Below are 25,651 nucleotides of genomic sequence, written 5' to 3' on the forward strand. Positions count from 1 at the left end.
AGCCAGACCAGAGTGTCGGAAGACCCGTAGGCTGTGTCTGCCGCGATCCAATCGGGTTTCACGCCAAAGCGCTCTTCGGTCCGGTCGAGCATCTTGCGCATTGCGCCCACCTCGGCGGTCTTGTTCGACCGGCTGGCGTCATCCTCGCCCGCTATGACGGGACGGCAGCGGCGCTGATCTATTGGCTGCGGAAGATCGCAGCCTATCCGCTGATGTTCTTCGCCGTGAAGATGGGGCTTGGTATCAGCTTTTTGTCCTTCGTTGTCGGCGTCATGACCAAACTCTTTGCCGGGCGGCGCTGATGCGTGGTGACAATGCCGCCAACCGCTTCGGCTCCAGCCGCTTTGCCAACGCCCGCGAGCTGGAGCATGCGGGCCTGTTCAAATAACAGCCCATGTCGATCTTCATGGGGTTTTTTGAAGGACGTCCGATTTATTTTCATGGCCCTGCTGGGATGACCATCACGGCGGGGGCGCGGGCGGGTAAAATGCGAGATGTGCTCGCCCGCAATCTGATGTCCGGCACCTGTCTTCACACGATCATCATGCTCGATCTGAAAGGCGAAGGGGCGTATCTGTTGCAAGACCAGACGGCGGATGGCAAATACCTTGCGTATTGGAACCCAGCGAAGCTGCATGGCCTGAACCAAGACAGTATCAACTTTCTGGGTCACATGCGGCTCGACAGCCCAATGGTTGTCTCGGACGTCAAAGTCTTTTGGGAAAACATGATTGCGCAGGGGCGCACGCAAGGTTCTGGCTATTTCAAAGATCGCGCGCGCCAGTTTGGTGAGGCCATTTCACTCGCAGTCATCGAACTTGTTGGCGAACTCAGCTTTCCGGCACTTTATGACGCGATCATGTTGATGCCCGGCGGCGGTGATCAATGGCTCGACTTTGCCTTCGGCATGTCCAAATCGCGCTTCCCGCTGGTGCGCAGCATTGAGGCCGAGATCGCAGAAGCACGCGGCGAATCCGGTGATGGCTTTCGCGGCATCATGGGGGAACTCCTGCGTGCGGTCGCCTGCCTGTCCGATCCACTGCTAATGCAATCCGTATCACCGTCCTACTCCATGAAGATGGAGGACCTCGTTTCCGGCGATCAGGCGTGGCAGTTCTACTTGATGCCGCCAGCGGAATTTGTCTCCGCATGGTCGCCCGTGATCAAATCTGCCTTTGTCGCCGCGATGATGCTCAAGTCACGCGCACCCTCCGTCCGCCGTATGACATTCTTGCTGGACGAATGCGGCCAACTCGGCGGAGAGAACGGCTTCCCCCTCGTGCCCAAACTATATTCATACGGCGCTGGCATAGGCATCCAGCCCTACGGCGTATTCCAATCCAACAGCCAGATGAACGGCCTTGGACCGGGCGCAAAGGAGATCATCCTCTCCAGCTCCGCCGCGACGATTATGTTCGCCCTGCGCGGTGATTTCGAAACCTGTCTCGATTGCAGCCGACGCCTTGGATCGCAGACCCTCGCCTATGACGACACGCTGGCGCAGCAGCGGGCACAGTTTTCCCGCAATCAGGCGATGCAATCGTTGATCGGTGGCGGTGACCCGATGCAGGCCGCCTTTACCATGTCTCAGCACAGCTTTGAGGAAATGCACCAAACCAAGCAACAGCGCGAGCTTCGAACCCCTGACGAGATCAGGAACATGCCTAATGACCGCGCGTTCCTGTTCCACGAAGACGTCCAGTTTCCGATTGAGGCGGAGCGCCGCCCGTATTGGCGCTCGCGCGAGTTGGCCCTAACCCATACCATCCGCCGCTGGACCGGGTGAACATCCTGACCCGCTGGGGCCAACGCACACGGCGCGTCATCACCGAATCCGTCCCGCAGTGCTTTGCACACCTGCCACAATACCGCGACGGGATGTGGTTGCATGTGGAGATGTAAATCATGACAAAACCCAAAGGCATCACCTTTGCCGACACCCAACCGGGCCTACCGGGCGGCGAGTTTGCCGAGCGTCTCAAGCATCTGCGCATCGCGCGATTGTTCGCCGCCAATAGCAACGATCAAAGCCAACAACCCGGTCAAACCCGCGCCATCCCACGTCAGGTGCGGGGACTGTCTATGATCGAACAGGAGCGACCCTTTCCCGCGCCGCGACCCTCACCAGCGCTGGCCGCTGATGTTGATGCCGCCGCCTTCGAGACGCGGATGGAGATAGAGCGCCAACGCGTTCTGGCCCGCGCTACCAAACTCAAACCCACCCTCACGACAGAAGACCACACGAAGTCAGACGACACAAACACACCTCGCCGCCCAGAGGAAACTCTGCGCGAGGGATCCCTGAAAGCCGCGATCTGGCGCAATGACGGCGAGAACGGAGCCTACCACTCCGTTACCGTCGCCCGCACCTACAAGGATCGCGAAGGCAATCTGCAGGACACCCAGAGCTTCCGCCCCAAGGATATGCTTGGCCTGTCGGAACTCGCCCGGCAGGCCCACCATGCCGCGCAGGATCGTGACCGGGAGCTGTTCAAAGAGCGCCGCCAGAGCGAGCAGGCACAGGCCCAAACACGTGGTCGAGGGCATAGTTGTTAAGCCACGGTAGCCGCGTCATCCCGCTCTCGGGGTTGGGTGGATAGGAAAATATTCCTTGCCAGATAACAACTTACGTGTCTTCATGTTCCTATTTTGTTCACGCGCAGATAGGGCGGCGCGACGAGATAACACCAGACGAAAGGAGGCCTTATGCCGATCCCAAACACACCGCCAACCAAGACACAGACGTCCGATCCCGCCATCACTTTGGACTGGGAGGCGTTCCTGCCATACCTCGCGAACACGGACGCGACCGACCAAGAAAAGCGCGCTCTGATTGAGACGGTCACCCAGATCATGATTGGCTTCGCGGATCTGCATTTTGACATCGCGCCCCCGAAACAAACCAGTGGACAAGTCGTCGATCTAGCCGCCGTTCTGCACGAAGCCGTGCTAAACTTACAGAGATCCGCACAGACCCAAAAGGAGGACGCATGATCAGATCCAACCGCAAGGCCGTTATCTATTGCCGTGTCTCGTCCAAAGGGCAAGTCTCTGATGGGAACGGCCTTGAGTCGCAAGAAACCCGTTGCCGGCAGTTTGCGGAATCCAAAGGCTACGACGTCGTCATGGTCTTCCCGGACACATTTACTGGGGCGGGCAGCTATGTGCAGCGGCCCGGTATGGTGGCGCTATTGTCGTTTCTGGATGCGCAACCGGACGAAGATTTTGCCGTCATCTTTGACGATCTCAAACGGGCCAGCCGCGACACGCGGGCGTTCCTTGATCTGCGCGAGGCGTTTCGCATGCGCGGGGTGGTCGTCGAATGTCTGAACTTTAAGTTCGAGGACACGCCCGAGGGCGAATTTATCGAAACCATCATCGCGGCGCAGGGTGCTTCGGAGCGTAAACAGAACCAGCGGCAGGTCTCGCAGAAGATGAAAGCCTGCATGGAATCAGGATATTACGTGCACGCCGCCCCGATTGGTTACAAATACGCTGCCGTGCGCGGGCGCGGTAAAATGCTGTTTCCAGACGCGCCGCTCGCGTCGATCATCAAGGAGGCGTTTGAGGGCTATGCCAGCGGGCGGTTCGCGTCTCAGGCCGAGGTCACGCGCTTTTTTGAACGCTACCCCGAATTCCCGCGTAACAAACACGGGCGCGTCGTGCAGCAGCACACCGCCGATATTCTGACGCACACGGCCTACACCGGGCACATCCATTCGGACCATTACGGCATTCACTGGCTGAAAGCGCATCACCAAGCAATTGTCTCGCTGGAGCTGTTTGAACGCGTGCAGCAGCGCCGCAAGGGGGTGACCTACGCGCCAAAACGGGCCAACATCGGCGATGATTTTGCGCTGCGCGGCACGGTAGTTTGTGACTGCTGTGAGACGTCGTTTCGGTCGTCGTGGACGAAGGGTGCGACGAAACTCTATCCGTACTACCTATGCCAGACCAAGGGCTGTGACGCCTACGGCAAATCGATTCCCCGCGACACGCTGGAAGGGGAGGTGGGCGATCTCATCAAGACGCTGCAGCCGACACAGGGCTTGATTGCGGTGGCGTCGGCGATCTTCCGGCAGGTCTGGGACATCCGCCGCGACCAAGCCAAAGCGCTGCGCGCGTCCAGTAAGCGCGAACTCACCCGCGTTGAGAAGGAGATCAACGCCGTGCTAGACCGCATCATGTCCGCCAGCAACGCCGCCATCATTTGCCCCTACGAAGATAAGGTGGAGGGATTGGAGCGCCAGCGCGCTATTTTGACCGAAAAACTGGGCAAAGAAGTGGAACCGAAAGGCGCGTTCGAAGAAAAACTAGAACTCGCGCTGACATTCCTCTCAAACCCCTGGAAAGTATGGGAAAACGGTGGCATCTATGCCCGCCGGTTGGTGCTGAAGCTCGCCTTCACCACCCCCATCCAATACTGCCGAAATAAGGGCGCTAGAACTCCCGTTTTATCATTACTGTTCAAAGCGTTAGGGGGTGTTTCATAGCGTGAATTCTTAAATGGTGCTGCTGGAGAGAATCGAACTCTCGACCTCTCCCTTACCAAGGGAGTGCTCTACCTCTGAGCTACAGCAGCGCCGAACGTGGGGCTGAGTAGACGCAATCTTGCGGCGGTGCAAGCCAAATCTGGACCCTTTGCGCGGGCTGGGATAGACAAACCCTATGGCAGAGAAAACAGACCCCAAAAAACCCACAAAATCGGGTGACGCACGCAACGATCGCCTGAAATCTGCGCTCAAGGCCAATATGGCCCGGCGCAAAGCGCAGGCGCGCGCGCGTGCGCAAGACCAAGGGGCAGAGGCAGGCGACACGTCTGTCAGAGCAGAAAAGGACGCATAAGCGTATGGATTCGATACTTGTCAAAGGCGGTGGCCCGCTCAACGGTCAAATACCGATAGCGGGGGCAAAGAACGCGTGCCTCACGCTGATGCCTGCAACGTTGCTCACCGATGAGCCACTGACGCTGATCAATGCGCCCCGGTTGAGCGACATCCGCACGATGACCCAATTGTTGCAATCACTGGGCGCCGAGGTCACATCGCTGCAAGACGGTCAGGTGATCGCGTTGTCGAGCCACAACATCAACAACCACACGGCGCATTACGACATCGTGCGGAAAATGCGCGCGTCTATCTTGGTGCTGGGGCCGATGCTGGCGCGCGATGGTCATGCGGTGGTGTCGTTGCCTGGCGGCTGTGCCATCGGCGCGCGCCCGGTTGATCTGCACCTCAAGGCGCTCGAGGCGATGGGTGCGCAGCTTGAACTGAAAGACGGGTATGTGCACGCACAGGCCCCCGGCGGGCTAAAAGGCGGCCATGTCGATTTTGAATTCGCCTCTGTCGGGGCCACCGAAAACGCGCTGATGGCGGCGACGCTGGCCAAGGGCACAACCGTGCTGAACAACGCCGCGCGCGAGCCCGAGATCGTTGATCTGGCGCGCTGCCTACGCGCTATGGGTGCCCGGATCGCGGGCGAGGGCACGTCGATCATCACCATCGAAGGGGTCGAACGGTTGGGCGGGGCCACCCACAGCGTGGTGACCGACCGGATCGAACTTGGCACCTATATGTTGGCGCCTGCCATTTGCGGCGGCGAGGTCGAACTGTTAGGCGGGCGTATCAATCTGGTCGAGGCGTTCTGCGAACGGCTGGATGCGGCGGGCGTGGATGTGACCGAAACGGACGCGGGCCTAAAGGTGAAACGCCGCGGCGACGTGATCCGCGCGGTTGACGTCACAACCGAACCCTTCCCCGGCTTTCCGACCGACCTACAGGCGCAGATGATGGCGTTGCTATGTACCGCTGACGGGACATCGGTGTTGGAAGAAAAGATCTTTGAGAACCGCTTTATGCACGCCCCCGAACTGATGCGCATGGGCGCAAATATCGAGGTGCACGGCGGCACGGCGACGGTCACGGGCGTATCGCGGCTAAAAGGCGCGCCGGTGATGGCGACAGATCTGCGGGCTTCGGTGTCGTTGATCTTGGCAGGGTTGGCGGCCGAAGGCGAAACCCGTGTGGGCCGTGTGTACCATCTGGATCGCGGATACGAACATGTGGTGACCAAACTGTCAGGTGTGGGCGCAAAAATCGAACGGATATCTGAGGAATGACAGACGCACGTTTCGAAGACGCCCGCGAGGCCCCGCTGAACCTTGGAGCATTTGAGGACGAAGACCTGTCTGTCATTTCGGCGCTGGTTCAGGATGCGGTGTTTCCCGTGACAGAAATGCGTTGGGACCGAAGCGCCCGGCGGTTTGCGCTATTGCTCAACCGGTTCCGGTGGGAGGACGGCCCCGCGCGGGCGGCTGCCCCGGAACGGGTGCAATCGGTGCTGGTGTTCGAAGGCGTCACCGGCGTGGCCAGCAGTGGCATCAACCGCGCCGATACAGACGTGGTTTTGTCGCTGTTGACGGTTACGTTCGCACCATCGGATGCGCCCGCGGGTGACGTAACGCTGACCCTTGCGGGGGATGGGGCTATTCGCCTCAGTGTCGAGGCGCTAGAGACCACTTTGAAAGATGTCACCAAACCCTATATGGCACCTTCAAAGAAGACGCCTGATCACCCGGATTAGGCGCATACCACCGGCACCGGACGCACGATAGGCGTGCGGTGCATCTTGCAAGGTCACCACTATGCCCGTCTTTCTGAATGCCACGGACGCCGATTTTGAGGCGGCTTTTACCATCCTTCTCAGCGCCAAGCGTGAAGACAGCCCTGATGTGGATGATACCGTCGCCGGGATCATCGCAGATGTACGCGCCCGCGGGGATGCCGCGGTTATTGCCCTGACCGAACGGTTTGACCGGCTGACACTAACCCCAGAGACCCTGCGGATTTCAGACGCCGAGATCGATGCCGCAACCGCTGCTGCACCGCAAGCCGAATTGGATGCACTTGCGTTGGCCGCCGATCGTATCCGTGCCTACCACGCCCGCCAACGCCCCGAAGACCAAGAATGGACCGACGAAAACGGCGCCACGCTGGGCTGGCGGTGGACACCGGTCTCGGCGGCGGGGCTCTATGTGCCGGGCGGTTTGGCGTCTTATCCGTCATCGGTTTTGATGAACGCGATCCCCGCCAAGGTCGCAGGGGTGCCCCGGCTGGCCATGGTTGTGCCTGCCCCAGATGGCGTGTTGAACCCGCTGGTGTTGGCGGCTGCGCGGCTGGCCGGTGTCGACGAGGTCTACCGTATTGGCGGGGCACAGGCGGTGGCGGCCCTAGCATATGGCACGCAAACCATCGCCCCGGTTGATAAAATCACCGGTCCGGGCAACGCCTTTGTTGCGGCGGCCAAACGGCGCGTATTTGGCAAAGTGGGCATCGACATGATCGCGGGCCCTTCGGAGATTTTGGTCATCGCGGACGGCGACAATGACCCAGATTGGATCGCGCTGGATTTGCTGAGCCAAGCGGAGCACGACGAAAGCGCGCAATCCATCCTGATCACCACTGACGCTAGTTTTGGCCGCGCCGTCGCCGATGCCGTTGACGCACGTCTGCAAACGTTGGAACGGCGCGCGATTGCCGGGGCGTCTTGGCGCGACTTTGGGGCGATCATCATGGTGCCTGACCTGCAAACAGCCGCGGCCCTCAGCGACCGGATTGCGCCGGAACACCTTGAATTATGCGTGGCCGACCCCGATGCGCTCAGCGCGCAGATCACCCATGCGGGGGCGATTTTCCTAGGGCAATGGACACCCGAAGCCATTGGTGACTACGTCGGTGGCCCCAATCACGTGCTGCCCACGGCGCGCTCTGCGCGGTTCTCATCGGGGCTGTCGGTGCTGGATTTTGTGAAACGCACAACCTTGGCACGCATGACGCCAAGCGCTCTGCGCCAGATCGGCCCGGCGGCCGAAACACTGGCCCAAACCGAAAGCCTACAAGCCCATGGTCTGTCGGTGACGGCACGTTTGACCAAGCTGAACGACTGATACGACCCGCTTGGTCATTGCTCTTTGCGGGGCATTTGGGCTAAGATTTTGCAGCTGTCAGTTGCGCGTAAAGATCTTTGCCCATGTCCCGTATTTCGCATATTCAATTGGATGACGCTGGTTTGCCGCCGGCCACGCCAGAAATAGAACAAGAACGCCGCGTGGCGATGTTTGATCTGTTGGAAGACAATTCCTTTGATCTGCCCGCCCGTGATGGCCGCCCCGTGCCCGACGGCCCCTATCATGTCAGTCTGGCCATTCGTGACAAACGCTTGGTCTTTGATGTGACCACAGAAGCCGCTGAAAAAGCGGCAGAATTCCATCTGTCGCTGGGCCCGTTTCGGCAAGTCGTAAAGGACTATTTTCAGATCTGCGAAAGCTACTTTGACGCGGTCAAGAACCTGCCCCCCAGCCAGATCGAAACCATCGACATGGCGCGGCGCGGCATTCACAACGAAGGCAGCCGCGTGTTGCAGGAACGTCTGGACGGCAAGGTCGAGGTGGACACAGACACCGCACGCCGTCTGTTCACGTTGATCTGCGTGCTGCACTTTGGGGGTTGAATGACAGAAGAGTTGCCAGGGTCGGTTCTGTTTTGTTGCGACCACAATGCTGTGCGCTCTCCGATGGCCGAAGGGATCATGAAAAAGTTCTACGGAACAGGCACCTACGTGCAATCCGCCGGGGTGACCAACGACATGGAAATCGATGGGTTTTCGATCGCTGTATGTCAGGAATTGAACGTGGAATTGTCACGTCACCGGTCGCGCAGTTTCGACGAGATGGAAAACTGGGGCGACGATCTGGGATCGTTTGATTTGGTGATCGCGCTAAGCCCTGCATCGCAACGACGGGCGTTGGATTTGACCCGTTTCTACCACCTTGACGTGGAATACTGGCCGATCCTTGACCCCACGGGACTGGGCGAAGGCCGCGAGGCAAAATTGGCCAGCTACCGGCAAGCCCGCGACCAGATCCGAGACCGCCTTTTGGCCCGGTTTGGCCCCCCTGGCTAAACGCCCGTGCCAGCTGAGGGTGCGGGAACTATCATGCATTGCGCCTGGAAATTTAGGCAAACCTCAGGTGTTGACGTCACCGCACAGCAACGTCGCCCTGTCGGCAAACTGCTTCCATGCATCCCAGAACCGTTCGTTTCCGGGGGCGCTTGACTGACGCACATCTTGAAGCTGCCCCGGTTCGCTGAAAAACCGCACGCTGCGTTGTTGTTGTTCGGCGCTTAGCGTCTGGTTGGCCGCAGCTTGCACGCACCCGCAGCGCGCCCGCGTGGCGCCTTTGCGTTGATGCGCCAAACACGCCGCCCCAATGGGCCCCGATGCGAACGGGATCACGCCTGTTTCGGCGGGGCGTGTTGGTGGGGTAAGGGTGCGCGTTTGTTGCGGTGCGTCAGGTGCACCGCAGGCGGACAGGCCGACGCTCAAACATATCACTCCGGCGAACCGCACCATAAACGTATCTCCCTGACAACGTTCGATGGTTATGGCGGATTCGCCGGATGACCGCAAACAACCTTCGTTTAGAAACGCCAGCGTGCGCCAACGAATGTCACGTCTTGGTCCTGCAGGTTGGATCCGCTGTCGTTAAATTCAAACGTGCGGTAGCTGGCATATAATTCCGTGTTCCAAGCGTCGACTTTCTGGACCACAGCAAGGCCGATAGACTCTGATTCAGAACCGGCAACGCTGAAATCTTCGCCGGAATAGTAATCAAGCGATATGCGTGTTTCGCCTGCATCAATCCAGTCGCGTTTGATCCCGCCTTTGATGTACACATACCCCGCGTCGCCCTCTTGTTGGCGCCCGCTAGCTACGGACAGGTTCAGACCGGTTGCTTTGTGCAGGACGGCGAAAGACCCCAGCAACAGTTCTTCATCGGTGTCGCGGATCGAAAGCCCGCCGCGCGCGGCCACTTGGTAGGCGCCGTAGTCGTGGTCATATCTGAGGCCGATGTCGTAGAATTCATCGCTGTTGCCGCTGGTTAGGACTTCTTCACCTGCACTGACGGCCAATGAAAAGCCCTTGTAAGTCGGGGTGTCATAGCGGAACCGGAACCGGCGCCCGCCGTCAAAACCGTTGAACGCGTCGCCGACGTCAAAGCCGGAACCGCCCCCGCCTGCGAGCTGAAATTCTTGGCTGCCGGCCTGATCTTGTAGGCTGGAATAGGCGATAACGGACGTGCCGGAAAAGTCGGCCTCGGCGGTGCCATCTGTCGCGATGCTACCTTGACCAAACGAAAACGTCCCCAATGTCGCGGACTGGTAGATCGCTTCGAATTTGCGCAATTCGGTGCGGCGGTAGTTTTGCTCTAGCCCGTCGTCAGACCCATTGATGCTGCTGGATCCAGTGAACCCCAATGCCGTTTCAAAATGCAGGCGGAATTCATTGCCGCCGCCCAGATCTTGTTTGTAGATCAACCCGACGCGGCTGTTGGAATTGTCATTGTCGGTCAATGACGTGTTGCTACCGTCGCCATTGTCGACGTTGATGATACCAAGGTTGATGTGCCCGTAGAAATCAACGGTGGGCCCGGCCTGCTGGGCCGTAGCGGCCATGGGCAAGCCCAACGCAAATAGCCCTGCGGTGACGGGAAGGATGCGGGTCGAGTGGGTCATAGAGTGCCTTTCGCATTGCAGCGCTTGATTGCGTTTCAGCCAACTTACACGGTTGGGTCGATCACGCCAACTCACGTTGACAGGAGCCGCGTGCACGAGTGCACAGGATTGCCTGCGCATCTGTGGAGACACCTTTTTGTGTGGACCCAAGGTCCTAATAAAAGGTTGAACAATGTCTATATCACTTCGCCACGCGCGAAATACCGGCGAACCCGCAGGCCCGTGCCGGGTTATTGGGGTCGTTTAGGCTCGCCCAGTCTTTGATGAGACGCATTCAAGGGTCAAAAAACCATCCAGCGATCCGACCCGCCAATTTCAACAGCCAGGTCGCGCGCTTTTCATTTTTCTGTGCCCGGTCCAATCCGTTGCCCAGAGTATTTAACCAATTGACCAATCTGGCCCGCCAAATTCGCGGTGGTTTTTCGGTGACCGCAATGGCGTCAATAATGGCAGTGAGCTGTTCTAGCGCAGCGGGCGTCAGTTCATTTGCCACCTTGTTCGGAACCTGTTGCAAGTCGTCGCGTTCCTGCTGTGTTGGCATCCGCCGGGTTTCCAGTGACGCAAGCTTGGCGATGCGTTCGCGGATCAAAGGGTCTTGGTCACATAATTCCTCAACGGATGTGTAAAGAGTGTTTTTAAGTGCGATCAATGAAGCATCATCAGGATAGACCGTCCCAATATTGCGCTGCAATCCCATACAGGCATTCCAAAATGAGGTCGCAACAACACTCGGGCTCGTCTTGAAATCGATGCACGCCTTACGGATCAAAATCGTTTCGCCGGATGTTTCCTTTAATCCATTTCCGTGGTCAGCGCCGAGCGCTGCTGAAAGGGCGACGTCTACCTGTCCAATGGCGAAGTCGATGGGTTCTGGAGCAGCTTTTACATCTTGCTCCACATCCCAAAGTCCGTTTTTTAAAAGCACGAGGCGGGGTGTGACGCTGGTTCTAAAGTCCCGTCGGATGTCGTCGATGCGGCGGGCGACGGTGGAGGGGCCCTCGTTCCATTCGTCATCGGTGATTTCTTGCGCGATGCGGTAGAGTAGGGGCCACGGCATGGGGTTGCCGGTCAGCAGGCCCTCGTACCAATCGATCCAGAATTGCCAGACCTCGGGCTCGGCCGCGAGTCGGTCGCGCAGCAGGGACCAGCCCTTTGTCAGACCTTGTGGCATGTCTTGGTTTGGCCAAAGGGCGGGCCAACGTCCAACATGATCCCGGTCTGTGTTCGTTGCGGAGAAGGCGGCGGAGAGGGCGGAGGAGGCGGCGGAGAGGGCGGAGGAGCGGGTGGCGGAGAGGGCGGAGGAGTCGGCGGCGGAGCGGGCGGAGGAGGCGGCGGAGCGGGCGGAGGAGGCGGAGGAGGCGGCGGAGAGGGCGGAGGAGGCGGCGGAGCGGGCGGAGGAGGCGGAGGAGGCGGCGGAGAGGGCGGAGGAGCGGGTGGCGGAGAAGGCGGAGAAGGCGGAGAAGGCGGAGGCGCGGGTGGCGGAGTCGGCGGCGGAGAGGGCGGAGGAGCGGGTGGCGGAGAAGGCGGCATCTCGTAGCGCTCTCATATCGGCGGGTGGACATGTGCCCGCACCCGCCGATATGACCATCGCGCGAAACACGGCTAATGCAAGCCCGCTTGTTGTCGCATCTGGCGCAAACCCGATCCCGGGCAGCCCACGCGCGGCACAGCGCGCCGCAAACCAAACCTGTGTCTGGTGCTCTTGCCCGTCAAGCCACGCGCGCGCGCTGGCTTCATCCGTTATCTCTACCTGTTCAACCACCTTGACCGCCCTTCAAATCCGCACCATATCCACACCATGACACCGCTTTCACATATCCGCAATTTCTCCATCGTCGCGCACATTGACCATGGGAAATCCACGCTGGCCGACAGGCTTATTCAGTCCACCAACACGGTGGCGGATCGCGACATGAAAGAGCAGATGCTCGATAGTATGGATATCGAGCGCGAGCGTGGTATCACCATCAAGGCGCAGACGGTGCGCATCAATTATACCGCCGAAAACGGCGAGGATTACGTGCTGAACCTGATCGACACGCCCGGCCACGTTGATTTTGCCTATGAGGTCAGCCGGTCGATGCGCGCGGTCGAAGGGTCGCTGTTGGTCGTGGACAGCACGCAGGGCGTCGAGGCGCAGACGCTGGCCAATGTGTACCACGCGATTGACGCCGACCATGATATCGTACCGGTGCTGAACAAGATCGACCTGCCCGCGTCGGATTGTGACCGCGTGGCCGAACAGATCGAAGATGTGATCGGGATTGACGCCAGCGGTGCCATTCAGGTGTCGGCCAAGACCGGTCAGGGCATCATGGAGACGTTGGAAAGCATCGTGCAAAACCTGCCCGCGCCGACGGGCACGCGGGATGCGCCGCTCAAGGCGATGTTGGTGGACAGCTGGTACGACAGCTATCTGGGTGTGATCGTTCTGGTGCGGATCATGGACGGCGTGCTGAAAAAGGGCGAACGCATTCGCATGTTGTCGAATAATACGACACACCACGTGGACCGCATTGGCGTGTTTCGCCCCGAAATGACGGTGATTGACGAATTGGGCCCCGGCGAGATCGGGTTTCTGACGGCGTCGATCAAACAGGTGCGTGACACGCGTGTGGGCGACACGATCACCCACGAGAAAAAGGGCACCGAAGACGCGTTGCCGGGGTTTCAGCCCAGCCAACCTGTGGTGTTTTGTGGGCTGTTCCCGGTGGACAGTGCCGAGTTTGAAGACCTGCGCGATGCCATCGAAAAACTAGCGCTGAACGACGCGTCGTTTTCCTATGAAATGGAAACATCAGCGGCGCTGGGCTTTGGCTTTCGCTGCGGGTTTTTGGGGTTGTTGCACCTTGAGGTCATCCGCGACCGGATTGAACGTGAATACAACATCGAACTGATCACCACGGCGCCGTCGGTGATTTATCACATCCACATGAAGGATGGCGAGATGGTGGAACTGCACAACCCCGCCGACATGCCCGACCTGACGCTTGTGGAACATCTGCAGGAACCCCGCATCAAGGCGACGATTTTGGTGCCTGACGAATATCTGGGCGACGTGCTGAAGCTGTGCCAAGACCGACGCGGCATTCAGGAAGACCTGACCTATGCGGGCAGCCGCGCGATGGTCGTTTATGACCTGCCGCTGAACGAGGTTGTGTTCGATTTCTACGACCGGCTGAAATCGGTCACCAAGGGCTATGCGTCGTTTGACTATGTCATGACGGGCTACCGTCAGGATGCGTTGGTGAAAATGTCCATTCTGGTGAATGACGAACCGGTAGATGCGCTGTCAACGATGGTGCACCGGGACCGTGCCGAACAACGTGGCCGCGCGATGGTTGAAAAGCTCAAAGATCTGATCCCGCGCCATATGTTCAAGATCCCGATTCAGGCGGCGATTGGTGGCAAGGTCATCGCACGCGAGACATTGTCCGCCATGCGCAAGGACGTGACGGCCAAGTGTTACGGCGGCGACGCCACACGCAAACGCAAGCTGCTGGACAAGCAGAAGGCGGGTAAAAAGAAGATGCGTCAGTTCGGCAAGGTGGATATTCCGCAGGAAGCCTTTATCAGCGCGCTGAAGATGGACGGCTAAAAGCCGCAATGGGCCCGTTTCGCGGGTTAGGTGCCTGCGGTTTTCTGCATTGCGCGCTTTGAGATCAGCACGAGCATCAGAATGGTCACGATGTAGGGCAGGCTGGACAAGACCTGCGAGGGCAGCCCTACGCCCAAGGCTTGTGCCGTCAGTTCGCCCAGTGAAAGCACGCCAAACATCACCGCGCCAAAAACGATGCGGCCTGTTTTCCATGTTCCGAAAATGACCAAAGCGAGCGCGATCCAACCGCGCCCGGCGATCATGCCGTCGGCCCAAAGGGGGGTGTAAACCGTCGAGGCATATGCCCCTGCCAACCCGCACATCGCGCCGCCAAAGACCACGGCGGCCGTGCGGATCACCGACACGGGGTACCCGATCGCGCGCGCGGCATCCGGGTTTTCGCCAACCGCAGTGATGATGAGGCCAAGCTTGGTGTGGGTCAGGGTGTACCACAACGCCACAGCGCCAATCAGCGACAGCCAGACAACGATGTCTTGTGTTAAAAGGGTCGGCCCGATCACGGGAATATCTGACAGGATCGGTAGGCTGAATTCTGGTAGCCCGCTGATGGTCAGGCTTTCGTAACGGTTGCCAAACAGGGACGACAGGCCAAGACCCAGAACACCAACCGCAAGGCCTGTGGCAACCTCGTTCGCCCGGACCCCGATGGCAAGCCCGGCAAAGATCATGGCCAGTAGCGCGCTAGCAACCGCCGCCCCAACAAAGCCGACCACGTGCATATCGGTGTGGTACACACATATGAATGCGATGGCTGCCCCAAGCGCCATCATGCCTTCGAGGCCGAGGTTCAGCAGGCCTGCTTTTTCAACAACCATTTCGCCCAAAGCCGCCAGAAGCATCGGCAGGGCAGCCGCCAGAGCGCCCGCAAGAATGAATTCCAGCCCGTTCATGTTAGGGGCCTCCGGGTCCAGGTTATTCGGTATCGGATCAGGGTGAAGGTCGCGAGGTAAAACACCAAGAGCAGCCCTTGGAAGACCTCAACGGCGGCAACGGGCAGCCCTGCGGTGACAGTGGCGCTATCGCCGCCGATGTAGATGACCGAAATCAGAAAGCTGGACGCGATGATGCCTATCGGGTTCAACCGCCCCACATAGGCCACGATGATCGCGGCGTACCCATACCCGGACGCCACAGACCGTTGCAATTGGCCAAGCGGCCCCGCGACTTCGCTGGCCCCCGCGATACCAGCCGCAAGCCCACCAAGGCCCAGCGACAGCCAGATCATTTTATGGGTGCTGAAGCCGGCATAAACCGCCGCTTTGGGGGCCAGCCCAGCGGTGCGCAGTTGAAAGCCCAGAAAATGCCGCTGCATCATCAGATACGCCATCAGGCTGGCGACCACCGCGAAGATCAGCGAAATATTGGTGCGCGTGCCGTCAAACAGGATGGGCAGCAGCGCGTTGTTTGGAAACATAACCGATTGCGGAAAGTTAAAGCCGCGCGGGTCCTTCCACGGTCCAAGCAACAGGTAATTCAAGATTTGCACAGCGATCAGGCTCAGCATGAGCGTGACGATAATTTCGGACGCCGCAAACTTGGTGCGCAGGGCGGCGGCGATCAGCGCAAACAGCATGCCGCCGATCGCACCGGCCAGTATCATCGCGGGCAACATCAGCGGGAAATTCCCGTCGGGGAAATACACCGGCAATGCCGATGCACAGGCCGCACCGATGATGAACTGGCCTTCGGCGCCAATGTTAAAGATATTCGCGCGAAACCCGATGGCCAGCCCCTGCGCGATCAACAACAGCGGCGCCATTTTAAGCAACACTTCCGAAAAGCTATACCAACTGAGGAATGGTTTCAGCAGCAAGGCATGCAGGGCCACGCCCGCGGGTTTGCCAAGGGCTGCAAACAAGATCAGGCTGACAACGCAGGTCAGGGCCAACGCAATGAGGGGCACGGCGATCATCGCCCCGCGCGAGGCAATATCGCGCCGGATCAGTTGGAGGCTCACGCGGTGCCCCCGATCATGTAGTGCCCGATCTCTTGCGGTGTGGTGCTGGCTATGGGCAGCGCCGCCGTGAGCCGCCCCGCGTGCAGCACATGCAGCAGGTCGCAAATTTCGAACAACTCTTCGAGCTCTTCAGAGATCACCAGAATAGCGACGCCGTCATCGCGCATGTCTTGCAGCCTGCGGCGGATCGCAGTCGCTGCGCCAATATCAACGCCCCATGTGGGCTGTGACACCAGCATCACATCGGGTTTGAGCATGATTTCACGGCCCATAATGAATTTTTGCAGGTTGCCGCCGGACAGCGCCCCGGCTTCGACTTCGGGGCCTGGCGTGCGCACATCAAAGGTGTCGATGCAGGTGCGGGTAAAGTCCCGTTCGGCCTTGCGACGGATAAACCCGCGCGACAGCATGCCCGCCCGATGGGCCGTCAGCAGCGTGTTATCGGCCAGCGACATGTCGGGCACAGACCCGCGCCCAAGCCGCTCTTCTGGAACAAACGAAAACCCAAGGGCACGGCGTTGCATGGGGTTCAGGTGACCCGCCGCAGTGTCCATGAGTGTGATCATATCTGGCCGGTGCGCGCGTGTTTCGCCCGAAATCAGGGATGCGATCTCTTGTTGGCCGTTGCCGGAAATCCCTGCGATACCAACGATCTGCCCCGCTTTGACGTCAAGATCTACATCAGACAACGTCGTGCCAAATCGGCTGGTGCGCGGGTGGTTCAGTTTGGTCAGCTGTAGACGCGTCGCACCTGTAGGCGCGGTGCGGAGGGCGGCGACGTGGGGCATATCGCGCCCGATCATCATCTGCGCCAGCGACTTGGCATCGTGATCGCGTGGGTCGACGCGACCGGTGACTTTGCCGTCGCGCAAGATTGTGGCCGCGTCGCAAAGTTCGCGGATTTCGTCGAGTTTATGAGAGATAAACAGGATCGCCATGCCATCGGATTGCAGCTTGCGCAGGGTATCGAACAACATGCGCACGTTTTGCGGGGGCAAAACCGATGTCGGTTCATCCAAGATCAACAGTTTGGGGTTCAGCAGCAAACAGCGGATGATTTCAACGCGCTGACGTTCGCCAACAGACAGCGTATGCACCATCGCATCTGGGTCAACGCTCAGCCCGAACTGGGTGCCAAACGCGCGGATCTGGCGCGCAAGATCTGCGGGCTTTCCGGGGATCATCAGCGACACATTTTGAACGACAGATAGTGTTTCAAATAGCGAAAAGTGCTGAAATACCATGCCGATACCCAAGGCTTGCGCATCGGATGGTCGGCTCATCTGCACGGGCGCGCCATCCCACATGATGGTGCCGTCGTCGGGGTGTTCGACGCCGTAGATCATTTTCATCAATGTCGATTTACCAGCGCCGTTTTCGCCAAGAACGGCGTGGATCGATCCGGGGCGGACCTCCAGATCGATCGCATCATTGGCCTGGACCTTGCCGTAGCGTTTTGAGACGCCCGACAAGGTGAGAAGGGCGTTGCTCAAGAGGGCAGCGGCGTTGTAACGCCCGCTACGTGCCAATCCATGCCCAGCATTTCGCCGTCTGTCATGGCCACGCCGTCGGCAAAACGTTCGGTGCCGCTTTGATCCACCAACGGGCCTTTGAAGACGGTGAATGTTCCGGCCAAGATGTCGCTTTGCCGGGCCGTGATCTGGGCCATCATGTCGGCAGGGATGTCGGCGTTCCAGTCGGCGGTGTAGACGGTGTCGTCTTCCATGCCCAACCAGTAGTTCGCGCCGGGGAATTCACCCGCAACATGACCATCCACCAGACGTTTGAAATGGGGGCCCCAATCGGTGCCAACCACGCCCAGATATTTGGTGGGCGCGTAAGCCTGCATCGAAGAGTTAAGGTTAAAGGCATACACCCCGGCCTCTTCGGCGACGGCGATCACAGAGGGTGTGTCTTGCGCGTTCGAGAAGATCACATCAACGTCTTGCGCGATCAGGGCCTTTGCGGCGTCTTGTTCAGATGCGGGGTCGAACCAGCTGTTGACCCAAACGACGTTGACCTCGATTTCAGGGTCAACGGATTGGGCGCCTAGCGTAAAGGCATTGATGGATGTGATCAGTTCGGGGATCGCAAAGGCGCCCACGCACCCAAGTTTCTTGGATTTGGTTAGCGATGCGGCGGCCATACCCATCAGGTAAGTGCCCTGCCAGTATTTCGCGGTGAAAGGCGCAAAATTGGGTTCGGTCAGGTATCCAGACGCGTGGATGACCGACACATCAGGGTTGCGTTTGGCGATCTGGATGCCGCCGTTTTGGTATCCAAAAGACCCCAGCATCAGCACCGAGTTGCCCTCGGCGACAAGACCATTGGCGATGCGGTCGGCGTCAGGGCCTTCGGCGATATTTTCCAGCACGGTGACTTCTAGCTTGTCGCCATAGGCTGCTTTGACGGTGTTGATCCCTTCCAACAATGTGTGCGACCAACCCACATCTGCGGCAGGCGATGGCAACACCACACCCATTTTCAGAACGTCTTGGGCGGCGGCCCGCAGGGGCAATGCAATCGCTGTGGTCGCTGCCAGCGTACCTTTGATGAAAGACCGGCGTTGAATGGTGTGTGACATGAAATTATCCCTTGTTTTCGGTTGGTAGGATGGCGTGCAGTGTGCGTTCTGCTGCTGCGAAAAGCGCGCCTTCGTCGAGATGCAGAAAGGCGCCGTTTTGCCAGATGACTTTACCGTTGATCATGGTCAGATCGACGGTGGACCCGATGCCAACCTTGGCGATCAGGCTGACCGGGTCGTGGCGTGTGCCCACGTAATCCAGTTTGCGCGTATCAATGGCAAAAAGGTCGGCGGCCATGCCGGGGCGCAAGGCCCCGATGTCTGTGCGCCCCAAAAGCGATGCGCCGCCTTCGGTGGCATAGGCCAAAAACTGCCCCGGTTTCGGGACAGGATCCTGCCGGGAGGACGCCGCAAGGCACTGCAACATATACCCCGAATGCACACAATGCATCAGGTTGGAATTGTCGTTGGACGCCGCCCCGTCAGCACCAAGGCCAATGCGCACGCCTAACGCATCCATCGCGGGGATATCGGTGATTTCCGCACCCACCAGATACACCGGTTCGGGGCAGTGTGACACGCCCGTGCCTGACGCGGCTAGTTTGGCCAGTTCATCGCGGGTCAATTCCCATCCGTGGGCATAAAACGTGTCTGGCCCGGCAAAGCCGATTTCGGCACAATAATCGACGCTGCGCATGCCGTGCACCTGCTCGATCACCGGGCTTTCGCCTTCGCCCACATGGCTGTGCAGGATCACGCCTTTGTCGCGGGCCAGCATCACGGATTGCTCAAAGGTTTCGCGGTAGCAATTGACCGGCTGGCAGGGTGCGACGGCCACTTGGCGCATCGAAAGGGACGATGCATCGTGGTAGCTGTCGATGACCCGTTCGCAATCGGCGATGAACCCGTCGGTCGTTTCCAACATCGCATCGGGGATGGTGCTGCCTTCGGATTTTGGTAACGTATTTCCGCCGCGCCCCGCATGGAACCTGATGCCCATCAGGTCGGCGGCCTCGAACTGGCGGTCAATGATGCGGCTGCCGGCGTGTTTGGGGAAACAATATTGGTGGTCAAAGGCCGTTGTACAGCCATGTTTGATCAGTTCGGCCATGGCAACGACCGAGCTGTGGTAAAAGCAATCCTCGGTCAACCGCGAGAAGATTGGGTAGATCCGGTCAAGCCATTCGATGACAGAATACCGCGTCCAATCGAGGTCGGCACGATTGCGCACAAAGGTCTGGAAGAAATGGTGGTGCGTGTTCACCAGCCCCGGATAGATGAACAGGCCGTCACCGTTGATGACCTCTGCGCCCGCAGGGGCGGTCAACCCGGTGCCGATCTTGGCGATGGCCCCATCTGTTACAAGGATATCCGCGTTCCATTGCACGGGGTCATTGGCGCTGGTGACAATCGCGGCGCAGTTCTGGATCAGGGTGCTGGTCATGCGGTGTCTGCCAGTTCATGCATGCGGTGGATGCCGGGCATTTCGATGAAGCCGGGCAAGGACCGGATCGCGCGCAGCCACAGCCGGATAGACGGATAAGGGTCGAGCGTTACGCCTCCGTCCGGGGCTAGTGCTGTGTTGGGAAAACACGCGATATCCGCAATCGTTGGGTGGGCGCCTGTCAAAAATGCGTGCCCGGCAAACCGTTGGCGGGTTAGGTGGCTTTCAAGTTGGCGCAGGGCTTTTATGCCGTCCGCGCGGGCCTTTTCAATGTCGGCGGGGTAGCCAAGGATGTCATGCAGCCGCGCAAGGCCAAGCGTGTCGTTCAGCGTTGCGGCCATCGGAAACCACGTATCATCGGCCTGCCAGTCGGGCGCATGTGTGCACAATAGGCGCAGGATCTGCGGCGTATCGGCGAGGGTCACGTCGCCATCCTGGAGGATCGGCAAGGTGCCTGCGGGGTTCAGGGCCAACATCGGCGGCGATTTATGGTCCTGTGCTGGGTGGAAGTTCACCGCCTTCAGGGTCAACGGCTGACCGACCAAAGCCGCCATCAGGCGCACTTTGTAGCACGATGCACTCAGGACGTAGTCGTAAAAGATCATGCCGCCACCAACTGTGCGCCGTAAGTATAGCCGATTTTCTTGAGCCAGCGGCGATAGGCGACAGAGGTCATGTCAGCCTGCGTTGGCACCTCCATTCCCGGATCAAGCGGCAGTTTGCGCGGGATCTGGTTTTCAAGGATCGACCTGTCCTGCATAAAGATCAGCTGTTGAAAGCTGACCATTTCAGACATTGTCGACACGTCGTCATACAGCGCCATCCAAGGCCAGACCTCGCACCATTCTTCGGTGAGGGGCTGCACAAACAACGTGATCACATCCCATTCGCCGGGCTTGGGCGGGCAGGTTTTGTACAGAACCGCACAGGTCGGGGATGGCACACGGTACATGTATTCGGTGGTGATGCCACCCGCGGCAGATTTGGCCGCCTGAGGTTGGAAAAACTTGACCTTGGTGGCCCAGACCTCATCCACATCTTCGCGGATTTTGACATCATAGCGCCCCACTTCGGTATGTGGTTCGGCGCCCAGAATATCCGTATGCACAAACGGGAAATGCGCAATATCGAGGAAATTCTCAACCGCCCGCAGCGGCGAACATTTCACCCTGACGGACCCCACATCAACCAACTGCCGCCCCGGTGTGTCGGCCTCGGGGATGGCGAACAGATCGCGCGAGGGTGCGCCCGGCGTGGTCCAGACATGGCCGAACCGTTCGATCACGGGCAGGCGGCGGTCGCCTTGTTGCACCCAGACTGCGGTGTCGCGCCCAACGGTGATCTTTTCGCCCAACAACAACGTGTCGCGCGGGGCTGTTACGCCAGAACTCATCGCGACAGGGTACCAGTGATCGTTGATCGTGCTCATGCCGCGCTCCGCTCTAGGGTGTCGCGCACGGTCTCTGCGCGGTCCGCAACGGCGTATAGATCCGCATCAGGTGCTGCCAAAACGTGCATCATGCAGGTGGCGGCCGTAACTGGTTGGATCACCACGGTCAGGTCATCCGGCACATTGACCGCCCCCTCTGGGACCGCGAGCGCCAGTGACAGAACGGCCGTCAGGTCAGAATAATCCGGCAATGGCGCGTCTGTGGCGTGTAGGCTGACCCAGATCAGGCCGTTTTGTTCGGCGCAGGCGTATGTGGTGGCGCAGATCGATTTTGGTGGTTCGAGGTCCGGATGCGCGGGGATGCTGACGCAAGACCCTACAGTGTCGTATTGCCAGCCATGGTAAATACACGCGAGTGTTTCGCCGCGCACAAACCCATGCGACAGGCGCATTCCGCGATGTGGGCAACGGTCCCCCCATGCGTGAACATGGCCTGCGTGACTGCGCCAAATCGCCAGATCCGTGCTTTGGACGCACGCCGGCATAGCCATACCACACAGCACATCAGCGCTTCTGGCGACCGCGGTCCAACTCATCGAATCCCTCCTGTTTTACACGGGAGACCCTAAAGTTGATGCGCGCGCCGGATCAATGCACAATGCTCACAAATTATGCGAGTGCCCAAATATAAAGCGATGACCTGCGTGTTTTGTTAAATTTGGTGCAAGGGGTACATGCCGATACACTAAAGGGTTGTGAGGTCGGCGGTTTCGACCCAAACGCCGTGTGGTCCTAGGCTGCAGCCCAGCGTTAGTGCCTGTAGCATTTCTTCTGCGCCGGTGGCCTCAAAGCGAATGCAGGTTTGGCTGGCGCTGATGACACGCATGCGGATGCCCAGTTTTGCCGCATGGCCTTCGATCCATGGCAGCATTGGTGCAGGTCCTAGAACCCCGGTTAACGTGATTGAAGCGGTCATAGCGGCCGATACCATAGGGCCGCCGCATGTGACAAGGCAGGCCGTCATGCCTCTTTACGGCACTATGCCCCGTGTAAATCGACCGCTGCCGCTAAAATTTAACACAAATTGTTGAATTCTAGTATACAGGTCTGAAAAATAGCGCAAATGTGCAAAAAACCAGTCTGACATTTGGTCTGAATATCGGACTTTGCAAACCCGATGGGAGGGGGCTCAATGGCGACTTTTTTATCAATGATAATCACATTCGGAATTGCACTGGCACTATTGCTGGTGGCGTTCTGCGTTGTGAAATGGTGGAACTTGCGCGCCATAGGCGTCACGCCGGTGCCGTTGTTCACCTTCATGGCGATCCTGTTTACATCCGGTCTGGACGTCGGGTTGATCATGTTCCCACTGGGGGAATTCCCAACCTACGCTGACGCCGAAAACGCGGCAGATTACGGGTTTACCAACCCTTTGGCCATTGAATTCGGGTTTTGGGGCTTTCTCATCTGGAGCTTCTATTTTCTGACCAGCTTTTACTTTTGCGTCATCGAACCACGGGTAAAGTTCTTTGAAATCCCGTTTGTCAGGCTCCTCAACAACATCGTTATTGTCGGCACCTGCGCGTTCACGGCAAGCCTGTTTTTGATCTACCTACCGTTCTACATCCCCGAGGTTGGCGATGGCGAAACCGTCATCACCACATTCTACCTGATCGTGTTCTGCGTCATTCTGGCGGCGGCATATTCCAGCACTGATATCAAATTTGTGCGCGTCCTCAGCGTCGGATCCACCGTGCTGTTCCTTGGCTTGATCGTATTCATGTGGCTTTACGGCGGGATGGGGATCGGCGGATTGGCCACGAACCTGTCAGACCTGACCACCGGTTACTTTGGCAACATCCATAAATTCGCGACGCCTATCAACGATTACCACGAATTCTACCTGTTTTGGTGGTTCGCGTGGTCGATCATGATCGGGCAATTTACATCGCGGTTTGTCGGGGGGCTGCGCACGCAATATCTGTTGCTTGCCTTGCTGGTTATCCCTTCAATCCCGCTCGCGATCTGGTTTTCGGTTCTGTATCACTACTACGCGAATGGCATCGAAACGACGGGGCTGCTCAACATCTCGATGGTGATTGTGGGGGTGACATTTGTTATCAACTCGCTGGACAGTTTGATCCGTCTCTATTCAGACAACCTGTCGCTGACACCCGCAAAACTTGGCAAAGCAGGGTATGTGGTCGGGAACGTCGCCGTCTTGTTTGGCCTGACGCTGGCCTTCCAAAGCCAATGGTTGCAGATCCAATGGATCGGGGCCGTCGTGGTCGGCATTTATCTGGTGTGTGTCGTGTATATTTTGGTGAAAAAGCGCGCCGAAGTTGCGGGTATCACGGCATCGCCCGAAGGCAATACGCTGGATTTCGCACGGATTGATTCCAGCCACTAATGCACGACACCCCGTGGTGCGGCCCTTAGGGCTGCATCCTATCAAATGGCGGGCGTTATTTCTTGCCGGCGTGAAAATCATATAGATTTTTTCACCTAAAGCCCCTATCATGAAAAACGCGGGGGTTTTTTCATGTCCAATATGCAGCACGGTCTACCCAATCATTCTGACACGCTGGGCGCAGATCTGCGCGCCTTGCGCAAAGCGCGCGGGCTGACGCTCAGCGACCTCGCTGAGACGCTTGGTCGGTCTGTTGGATGGCTCAGTCAGGTAGAACGCGACATGTCCGACCCGTCGATCACCGACCTGCGCGCGATTGCGCTGGCGCTTGATGTGTCGGTGTCGATCCTGTTTCGGCATGCCGCAGCGCCCGCACATGAGGCCGGTTTTGTGGTGCGCAAAGCGGCGCGCCGCCAAATCGGCAGTTCGGTCGCGGGGCTGGTCGAAGAACTGCTCTCGCCGGACCTGACCGATGATTTTGAGATGATGCATTCTACCTTTGCGCCCCACAGCCGCATCAAGGATTTCGTGACCCGCCCGACCCAAGAGGTCGGCTATCTGATCTCTGGTCAGCTTGATCTGGATATTGACGGCACGACACACACGATTACCCCCGGCGACAGTTTCCGCATCCGTGGTGAAGCGTTCCGCTGGGCCAACCCCTACGACACCCCCGCAGTGGCGATATGGGTGATCGCCCCGCCGGTGTATTGAATGAGCTTTGAGGCATGGACCATATTCGCGGTGTTCTGGGCGGTGTTTGTCACCACGCCGGGGCCGAATGCGGTGAATTGCATCACCAATGGCATGCATTTGCGGTTCGGGCGCGCGATGGTTGGCGTGTTGGCGATCTTGACACAGGCGAGCCTGTTTTTGCTGCTGTCGGCGCTGGGCGTGACAGCATTGATCGCGGCGTCGCCAGCGGCGTTTACGGTTGCCAAAATGCTGGGGGCGGGCGTGTTGATTGCCCTAGGGATACGGGGGCTGATCATGTCCAAACGCCCCGTCACAGCCGGCGACCGCCCGGCCAAATCAGTGTACCTGCACGCGCTGGCCATCGCCACGATAAACCCCAAAAGCGTCGCGGGATACCTCGCAGCATTTTCGCAATTTGTGCAGCCAGACGTGCCGATCTGGGGCCAAATGACGGTGATCGTACCCACCGCCCTGACGCTGGCCGCGCTAAGCTATACTAGCTTCACCTTGCTGGGCGCGGGGCTGGGGCGCGCGGCGCTGGGAGCTGTGTTTAACGTCTGGGTGCGGCGTGTGCTGGCCACATGTTTTATCATCTACGGTGTCCTTTTGGGCACCGCATCCACACCGGGGAGGATCTGATGCAAACGGGAAGCTGTCTGTGCGGGGGCGTGACATACACGCTGTCAGGGGTACTGCGCAATTCGGTGGCGTGTCACTGCGAACAGTGCCGCAAAACCAGCGGGCACTATGTGTCGGCCACGCAGGTGGGGCCAGAGCAATTGGCGATCACCAACGACACCACGTTGACATGGTATCAGTCGTCGCCGGGGGCATCGCGGGGGTTTTGCAACCGCTGCGGGTCGTCGCTGTTTTGGCGGCACGTCGATGACAACGGCGCGGTGTCTGTAATGTCGGGCACGTTAGATGGCGTCACGGGCATAACCACCGAAAAACACATCTTTGTGGCCGACAAGGGTGATTACTACGACATCGCAGATGGCCGCCCACAGCACGACCAATAGGGAGCACGACAC

The 25,651-nt window shown here is 58.9% G+C and carries 28 protein-coding genes and 1 tRNA gene; 16 read left to right on the plus strand and 13 right to left on the minus strand.

Translation table 11 applies throughout. From position 1 onward, the window contains the following. The 5 genes from ABJH13_RS07930 to ABJH13_RS07950 all read left to right on the plus strand — a co-directional run. The coding region (locus ABJH13_RS07930) for a hypothetical protein (RefSeq protein ID WP_348405683.1) at positions 1-302 on the plus strand (302 nt) is incomplete at its 5' end. A gap of 92 nt (positions 303-394) precedes the next feature. Further along, positions 395-1,786, plus strand: coding sequence for a type IV secretory system conjugative DNA transfer family protein (locus ABJH13_RS07935; RefSeq protein WP_348405684.1), 1,392 nt, complete (start codon positions 395-397; stop codon positions 1,784-1,786). Positions 1,787-1,905: 119 nt separating this feature from the next. Next, positions 1,906-2,556, plus strand: a complete 651-nt coding sequence (locus ABJH13_RS07940; RefSeq protein ID WP_348405685.1) for a hypothetical protein — start codon at positions 1,906-1,908, stop codon at positions 2,554-2,556. 150 nt (positions 2,557-2,706) lie between these two features. Continuing rightward, entirely contained in the window at positions 2,707-2,994 is a 288-nt protein-coding gene (locus tag ABJH13_RS07945; protein WP_348405686.1) for a hypothetical protein, read from the plus strand. Beyond that, on the plus strand, positions 2,991-4,493 hold the full coding sequence (locus ABJH13_RS07950; RefSeq protein WP_348405687.1) for a recombinase family protein: 1,503 nt from the start codon (positions 2,991-2,993) through the stop codon (positions 4,491-4,493). Before ABJH13_RS07945 ends, ABJH13_RS07950 begins: the two co-directional genes overlap by 4 nt. A gap of 14 nt (positions 4,494-4,507) precedes the next feature. Here ABJH13_RS07950 and ABJH13_RS07955 read toward each other — a convergent pair. Further along, positions 4,508-4,582, minus strand: a tRNA-Thr gene (locus ABJH13_RS07955). Between the two features lie 86 nt (positions 4,583-4,668). Here ABJH13_RS07955 and ABJH13_RS07960 point away from each other — a divergent pair. The 6 genes from ABJH13_RS07960 (at position 4,669) to ABJH13_RS07985 (ending at position 8,961) form a co-directional block, all read left to right on the plus strand. Then, a complete protein-coding gene (locus ABJH13_RS07960; protein ID WP_348405688.1) occupies positions 4,669-4,845 on the plus strand; it encodes a hypothetical protein in 177 nt (58 codons plus the stop codon). A gap of 4 nt (positions 4,846-4,849) precedes the next feature. Continuing rightward, positions 4,850-6,118, plus strand: a complete 1,269-nt coding sequence (gene murA / locus ABJH13_RS07965) for a UDP-N-acetylglucosamine 1-carboxyvinyltransferase (protein WP_348405689.1) — start codon at positions 4,850-4,852, stop codon at positions 6,116-6,118. Beyond that, a complete protein-coding gene (locus ABJH13_RS07970) occupies positions 6,115-6,582 on the plus strand; it encodes a DUF2948 family protein (RefSeq protein WP_348405690.1) in 468 nt (155 codons plus the stop codon). The genes murA and ABJH13_RS07970 overlap by 4 nt, the downstream gene beginning before the upstream one ends. Positions 6,583-6,643: 61 nt before the next feature. Then, positions 6,644-7,945: a histidinol dehydrogenase gene (gene hisD, locus ABJH13_RS07975; protein ID WP_348405691.1), complete on the plus strand. Its 1,302-nt coding sequence runs from the start codon at positions 6,644-6,646 to the stop codon at positions 7,943-7,945. Positions 7,946-8,028: 83 nt separating this feature from the next. Continuing rightward, positions 8,029-8,508 (plus strand): UPF0262 family protein, encoded by a 480-nt coding sequence (locus tag ABJH13_RS07980; RefSeq protein ID WP_348405692.1) that lies wholly within the window; start codon positions 8,029-8,031, stop codon positions 8,506-8,508. Further along, positions 8,509-8,961 carry a low molecular weight phosphatase family protein gene (locus tag ABJH13_RS07985; RefSeq protein WP_348405693.1) on the plus strand — a complete coding sequence of 151 codons (453 nt, stop codon included), beginning with the start codon at positions 8,509-8,511 and terminating at the stop codon, positions 8,959-8,961. A 63-nt stretch (positions 8,962-9,024) separates the two neighbouring features. Here the strand turns inward: ABJH13_RS07985 and ABJH13_RS07990 are convergent, their stop codons facing one another. From ABJH13_RS07990 to ABJH13_RS08000, 3 genes are all read right to left on the minus strand, one after another. After that, on the minus strand, positions 9,025-9,411 hold the full coding sequence (locus tag ABJH13_RS07990) for a hypothetical protein (protein ID WP_348405694.1): 387 nt from the start codon (positions 9,409-9,411) through the stop codon (positions 9,025-9,027). A 68-nt stretch (positions 9,412-9,479) separates the two neighbouring features. Continuing rightward, complete coding sequence (locus tag ABJH13_RS07995; RefSeq protein WP_348405695.1) at positions 9,480-10,574, minus strand: porin; 1,095 nt, start codon at positions 10,572-10,574, stop codon at positions 9,480-9,482. A gap of 274 nt (positions 10,575-10,848) precedes the next feature. Next, complete coding sequence (locus ABJH13_RS08000) at positions 10,849-12,336, minus strand: hypothetical protein (RefSeq protein WP_348405696.1); 1,488 nt, start codon at positions 12,334-12,336, stop codon at positions 10,849-10,851. Between the two features lie 36 nt (positions 12,337-12,372). Here ABJH13_RS08000 and lepA point away from each other — a divergent pair, with 36 nt between their 5' ends. Continuing rightward, complete coding sequence (gene lepA / locus ABJH13_RS08005; protein ID WP_348405697.1) at positions 12,373-14,172, plus strand: translation elongation factor 4; 1,800 nt, start codon at positions 12,373-12,375, stop codon at positions 14,170-14,172. Positions 14,173-14,198: 26 nt separating this feature from the next. Here lepA and ABJH13_RS08010 read toward each other — a convergent pair whose 3' ends face one another. From ABJH13_RS08010 to ABJH13_RS08050, 9 genes are all read right to left on the minus strand, one after another. Continuing rightward, complete coding sequence (locus ABJH13_RS08010) at positions 14,199-15,083, minus strand: ABC transporter permease (protein ID WP_348405698.1); 885 nt, start codon at positions 15,081-15,083, stop codon at positions 14,199-14,201. Then, on the minus strand, positions 15,080-16,150 hold the full coding sequence (locus ABJH13_RS08015; protein ID WP_348405699.1) for an ABC transporter permease: 1,071 nt from the start codon (positions 16,148-16,150) through the stop codon (positions 15,080-15,082). Before ABJH13_RS08015 ends, ABJH13_RS08010 begins: the two co-directional genes overlap by 4 nt. Further along, complete coding sequence (locus ABJH13_RS08020) at positions 16,147-17,643, minus strand: ABC transporter ATP-binding protein (protein WP_348405700.1); 1,497 nt, start codon at positions 17,641-17,643, stop codon at positions 16,147-16,149. Before ABJH13_RS08020 ends, ABJH13_RS08015 begins: the two co-directional genes overlap by 4 nt. Then, a complete protein-coding gene (locus ABJH13_RS08025) occupies positions 17,640-18,734 on the minus strand; it encodes a BMP family ABC transporter substrate-binding protein (protein WP_348405701.1) in 1,095 nt (364 codons plus the stop codon). The genes ABJH13_RS08020 and ABJH13_RS08025 overlap by 4 nt, the downstream gene beginning before the upstream one ends. Before the next feature lie 4 nt (positions 18,735-18,738). After that, positions 18,739-20,118: an amidohydrolase gene (locus ABJH13_RS08030; protein ID WP_348405702.1), complete on the minus strand. Its 1,380-nt coding sequence runs from the start codon at positions 20,116-20,118 to the stop codon at positions 18,739-18,741. Next, positions 20,115-20,723, minus strand: a complete 609-nt coding sequence (locus tag ABJH13_RS08035) for a glutathione S-transferase (RefSeq protein ID WP_348405703.1) — start codon at positions 20,721-20,723, stop codon at positions 20,115-20,117. Before ABJH13_RS08035 ends, ABJH13_RS08030 begins: the two co-directional genes overlap by 4 nt. Next, the gene (locus tag ABJH13_RS08040; RefSeq protein WP_348405704.1) at positions 20,720-21,547 is read right to left on the minus strand and encodes an aromatic ring-hydroxylating dioxygenase subunit alpha; all 828 of its coding nucleotides are present in this window, start codon (positions 21,545-21,547) and stop codon (positions 20,720-20,722) included. Before ABJH13_RS08040 ends, ABJH13_RS08035 begins: the two co-directional genes overlap by 4 nt. Then, positions 21,544-22,104: a Rieske (2Fe-2S) protein gene (locus tag ABJH13_RS08045; RefSeq protein WP_348405705.1), complete on the minus strand. Its 561-nt coding sequence runs from the start codon at positions 22,102-22,104 to the stop codon at positions 21,544-21,546. The genes ABJH13_RS08040 and ABJH13_RS08045 overlap by 4 nt, the downstream gene beginning before the upstream one ends. A 149-nt stretch (positions 22,105-22,253) precedes the next feature. Next, positions 22,254-22,484, minus strand: coding sequence for an acylphosphatase (locus ABJH13_RS08050; RefSeq protein ID WP_348405706.1), 231 nt, complete (start codon positions 22,482-22,484; stop codon positions 22,254-22,256). A 216-nt stretch (positions 22,485-22,700) separates the two neighbouring features. On the opposite strand from ABJH13_RS08050, the gene ABJH13_RS08055 reads away from it, so the two are divergent. The 4 genes from ABJH13_RS08055 to ABJH13_RS08070 all read left to right on the plus strand — a co-directional run bounded on the left by ABJH13_RS08055 (position 22,701) and on the right by ABJH13_RS08070 (position 25,639). After that, positions 22,701-23,921 carry a BCCT family transporter gene (locus ABJH13_RS08055; protein ID WP_348405707.1) on the plus strand — a complete coding sequence of 407 codons (1,221 nt, stop codon included), beginning with the start codon at positions 22,701-22,703 and terminating at the stop codon, positions 23,919-23,921. A gap of 141 nt (positions 23,922-24,062) precedes the next feature. Then, the gene (locus tag ABJH13_RS08060) at positions 24,063-24,635 is read left to right on the plus strand and encodes an XRE family transcriptional regulator (protein WP_348405806.1); all 573 of its coding nucleotides are present in this window, start codon (positions 24,063-24,065) and stop codon (positions 24,633-24,635) included. Beyond that, positions 24,636-25,256: a LysE family translocator gene (locus ABJH13_RS08065; RefSeq protein ID WP_348405708.1), complete on the plus strand. Its 621-nt coding sequence runs from the start codon at positions 24,636-24,638 to the stop codon at positions 25,254-25,256. Then, a complete protein-coding gene (locus ABJH13_RS08070) occupies positions 25,256-25,639 on the plus strand; it encodes a GFA family protein (RefSeq protein ID WP_348405709.1) in 384 nt (127 codons plus the stop codon). Before ABJH13_RS08065 ends, ABJH13_RS08070 begins: the two co-directional genes overlap by 1 nt. Positions 25,640-25,651 lie beyond the last annotated feature (12 nt).

It is taken from the genome of Roseobacter sp., assembly GCF_039970775.1.
In the GTDB taxonomy this organism is placed as follows: domain Bacteria; phylum Pseudomonadota; class Alphaproteobacteria; order Rhodobacterales; family Rhodobacteraceae; genus Roseobacter.

Coding starts and splice junctions, on each gene's coding strand:
- ABJH13_RS07935 (WP_348405684.1), top strand. CDS start 395: ATGTCGATCTTCATGGGGTTTTTTGAAGGACGTCCGATTTATTTTCAT.
- ABJH13_RS07940 (WP_348405685.1), top strand. CDS start 1,906: ATGACAAAACCCAAAGGCATCACCTTTGCCGACACCCAACCGGGCCTA.
- ABJH13_RS07945 (WP_348405686.1), top strand. CDS start 2,707: ATGCCGATCCCAAACACACCGCCAACCAAGACACAGACGTCCGATCCC.
- ABJH13_RS07950 (WP_348405687.1), top strand. CDS start 2,991: ATGATCAGATCCAACCGCAAGGCCGTTATCTATTGCCGTGTCTCGTCC.
- ABJH13_RS07960 (WP_348405688.1), top strand. CDS start 4,669: ATGGCAGAGAAAACAGACCCCAAAAAACCCACAAAATCGGGTGACGCA.
- murA (WP_348405689.1), top strand. CDS start 4,850: ATGGATTCGATACTTGTCAAAGGCGGTGGCCCGCTCAACGGTCAAATA.
- ABJH13_RS07970 (WP_348405690.1), top strand. CDS start 6,115: ATGACAGACGCACGTTTCGAAGACGCCCGCGAGGCCCCGCTGAACCTT.
- hisD (WP_348405691.1), top strand. CDS start 6,644: ATGCCCGTCTTTCTGAATGCCACGGACGCCGATTTTGAGGCGGCTTTT.
- ABJH13_RS07980 (WP_348405692.1), top strand. CDS start 8,029: ATGTCCCGTATTTCGCATATTCAATTGGATGACGCTGGTTTGCCGCCG.
- ABJH13_RS07985 (WP_348405693.1), top strand. CDS start 8,509: ATGACAGAAGAGTTGCCAGGGTCGGTTCTGTTTTGTTGCGACCACAAT.
- ABJH13_RS07990 (WP_348405694.1), bottom strand. CDS start 9,411: ATGGTGCGGTTCGCCGGAGTGATATGTTTGAGCGTCGGCCTGTCCGCC.
- ABJH13_RS07995 (WP_348405695.1), bottom strand. CDS start 10,574: ATGACCCACTCGACCCGCATCCTTCCCGTCACCGCAGGGCTATTTGCG.
- lepA (WP_348405697.1), top strand. CDS start 12,373: ATGACACCGCTTTCACATATCCGCAATTTCTCCATCGTCGCGCACATT.
- ABJH13_RS08010 (WP_348405698.1), bottom strand. CDS start 15,083: ATGAACGGGCTGGAATTCATTCTTGCGGGCGCTCTGGCGGCTGCCCTG.
- ABJH13_RS08025 (WP_348405701.1), bottom strand. CDS start 18,734: ATGTCACACACCATTCAACGCCGGTCTTTCATCAAAGGTACGCTGGCA.
- ABJH13_RS08030 (WP_348405702.1), bottom strand. CDS start 20,118: ATGACCAGCACCCTGATCCAGAACTGCGCCGCGATTGTCACCAGCGCC.
- ABJH13_RS08035 (WP_348405703.1), bottom strand. CDS start 20,723: ATGATCTTTTACGACTACGTCCTGAGTGCATCGTGCTACAAAGTGCGC.
- ABJH13_RS08040 (WP_348405704.1), bottom strand. CDS start 21,547: ATGAGCACGATCAACGATCACTGGTACCCTGTCGCGATGAGTTCTGGC.
- ABJH13_RS08045 (WP_348405705.1), bottom strand. CDS start 22,104: ATGAGTTGGACCGCGGTCGCCAGAAGCGCTGATGTGCTGTGTGGTATG.
- ABJH13_RS08050 (WP_348405706.1), bottom strand. CDS start 22,484: ATGACCGCTTCAATCACGTTAACCGGGGTTCTAGGACCTGCACCAATG.
- ABJH13_RS08055 (WP_348405707.1), top strand. CDS start 22,701: ATGGCGACTTTTTTATCAATGATAATCACATTCGGAATTGCACTGGCA.
- ABJH13_RS08060 (WP_348405806.1), top strand. CDS start 24,063: ATGCAGCACGGTCTACCCAATCATTCTGACACGCTGGGCGCAGATCTG.
- ABJH13_RS08065 (WP_348405708.1), top strand. CDS start 24,636: ATGAGCTTTGAGGCATGGACCATATTCGCGGTGTTCTGGGCGGTGTTT.
- ABJH13_RS08070 (WP_348405709.1), top strand. CDS start 25,256: ATGCAAACGGGAAGCTGTCTGTGCGGGGGCGTGACATACACGCTGTCA.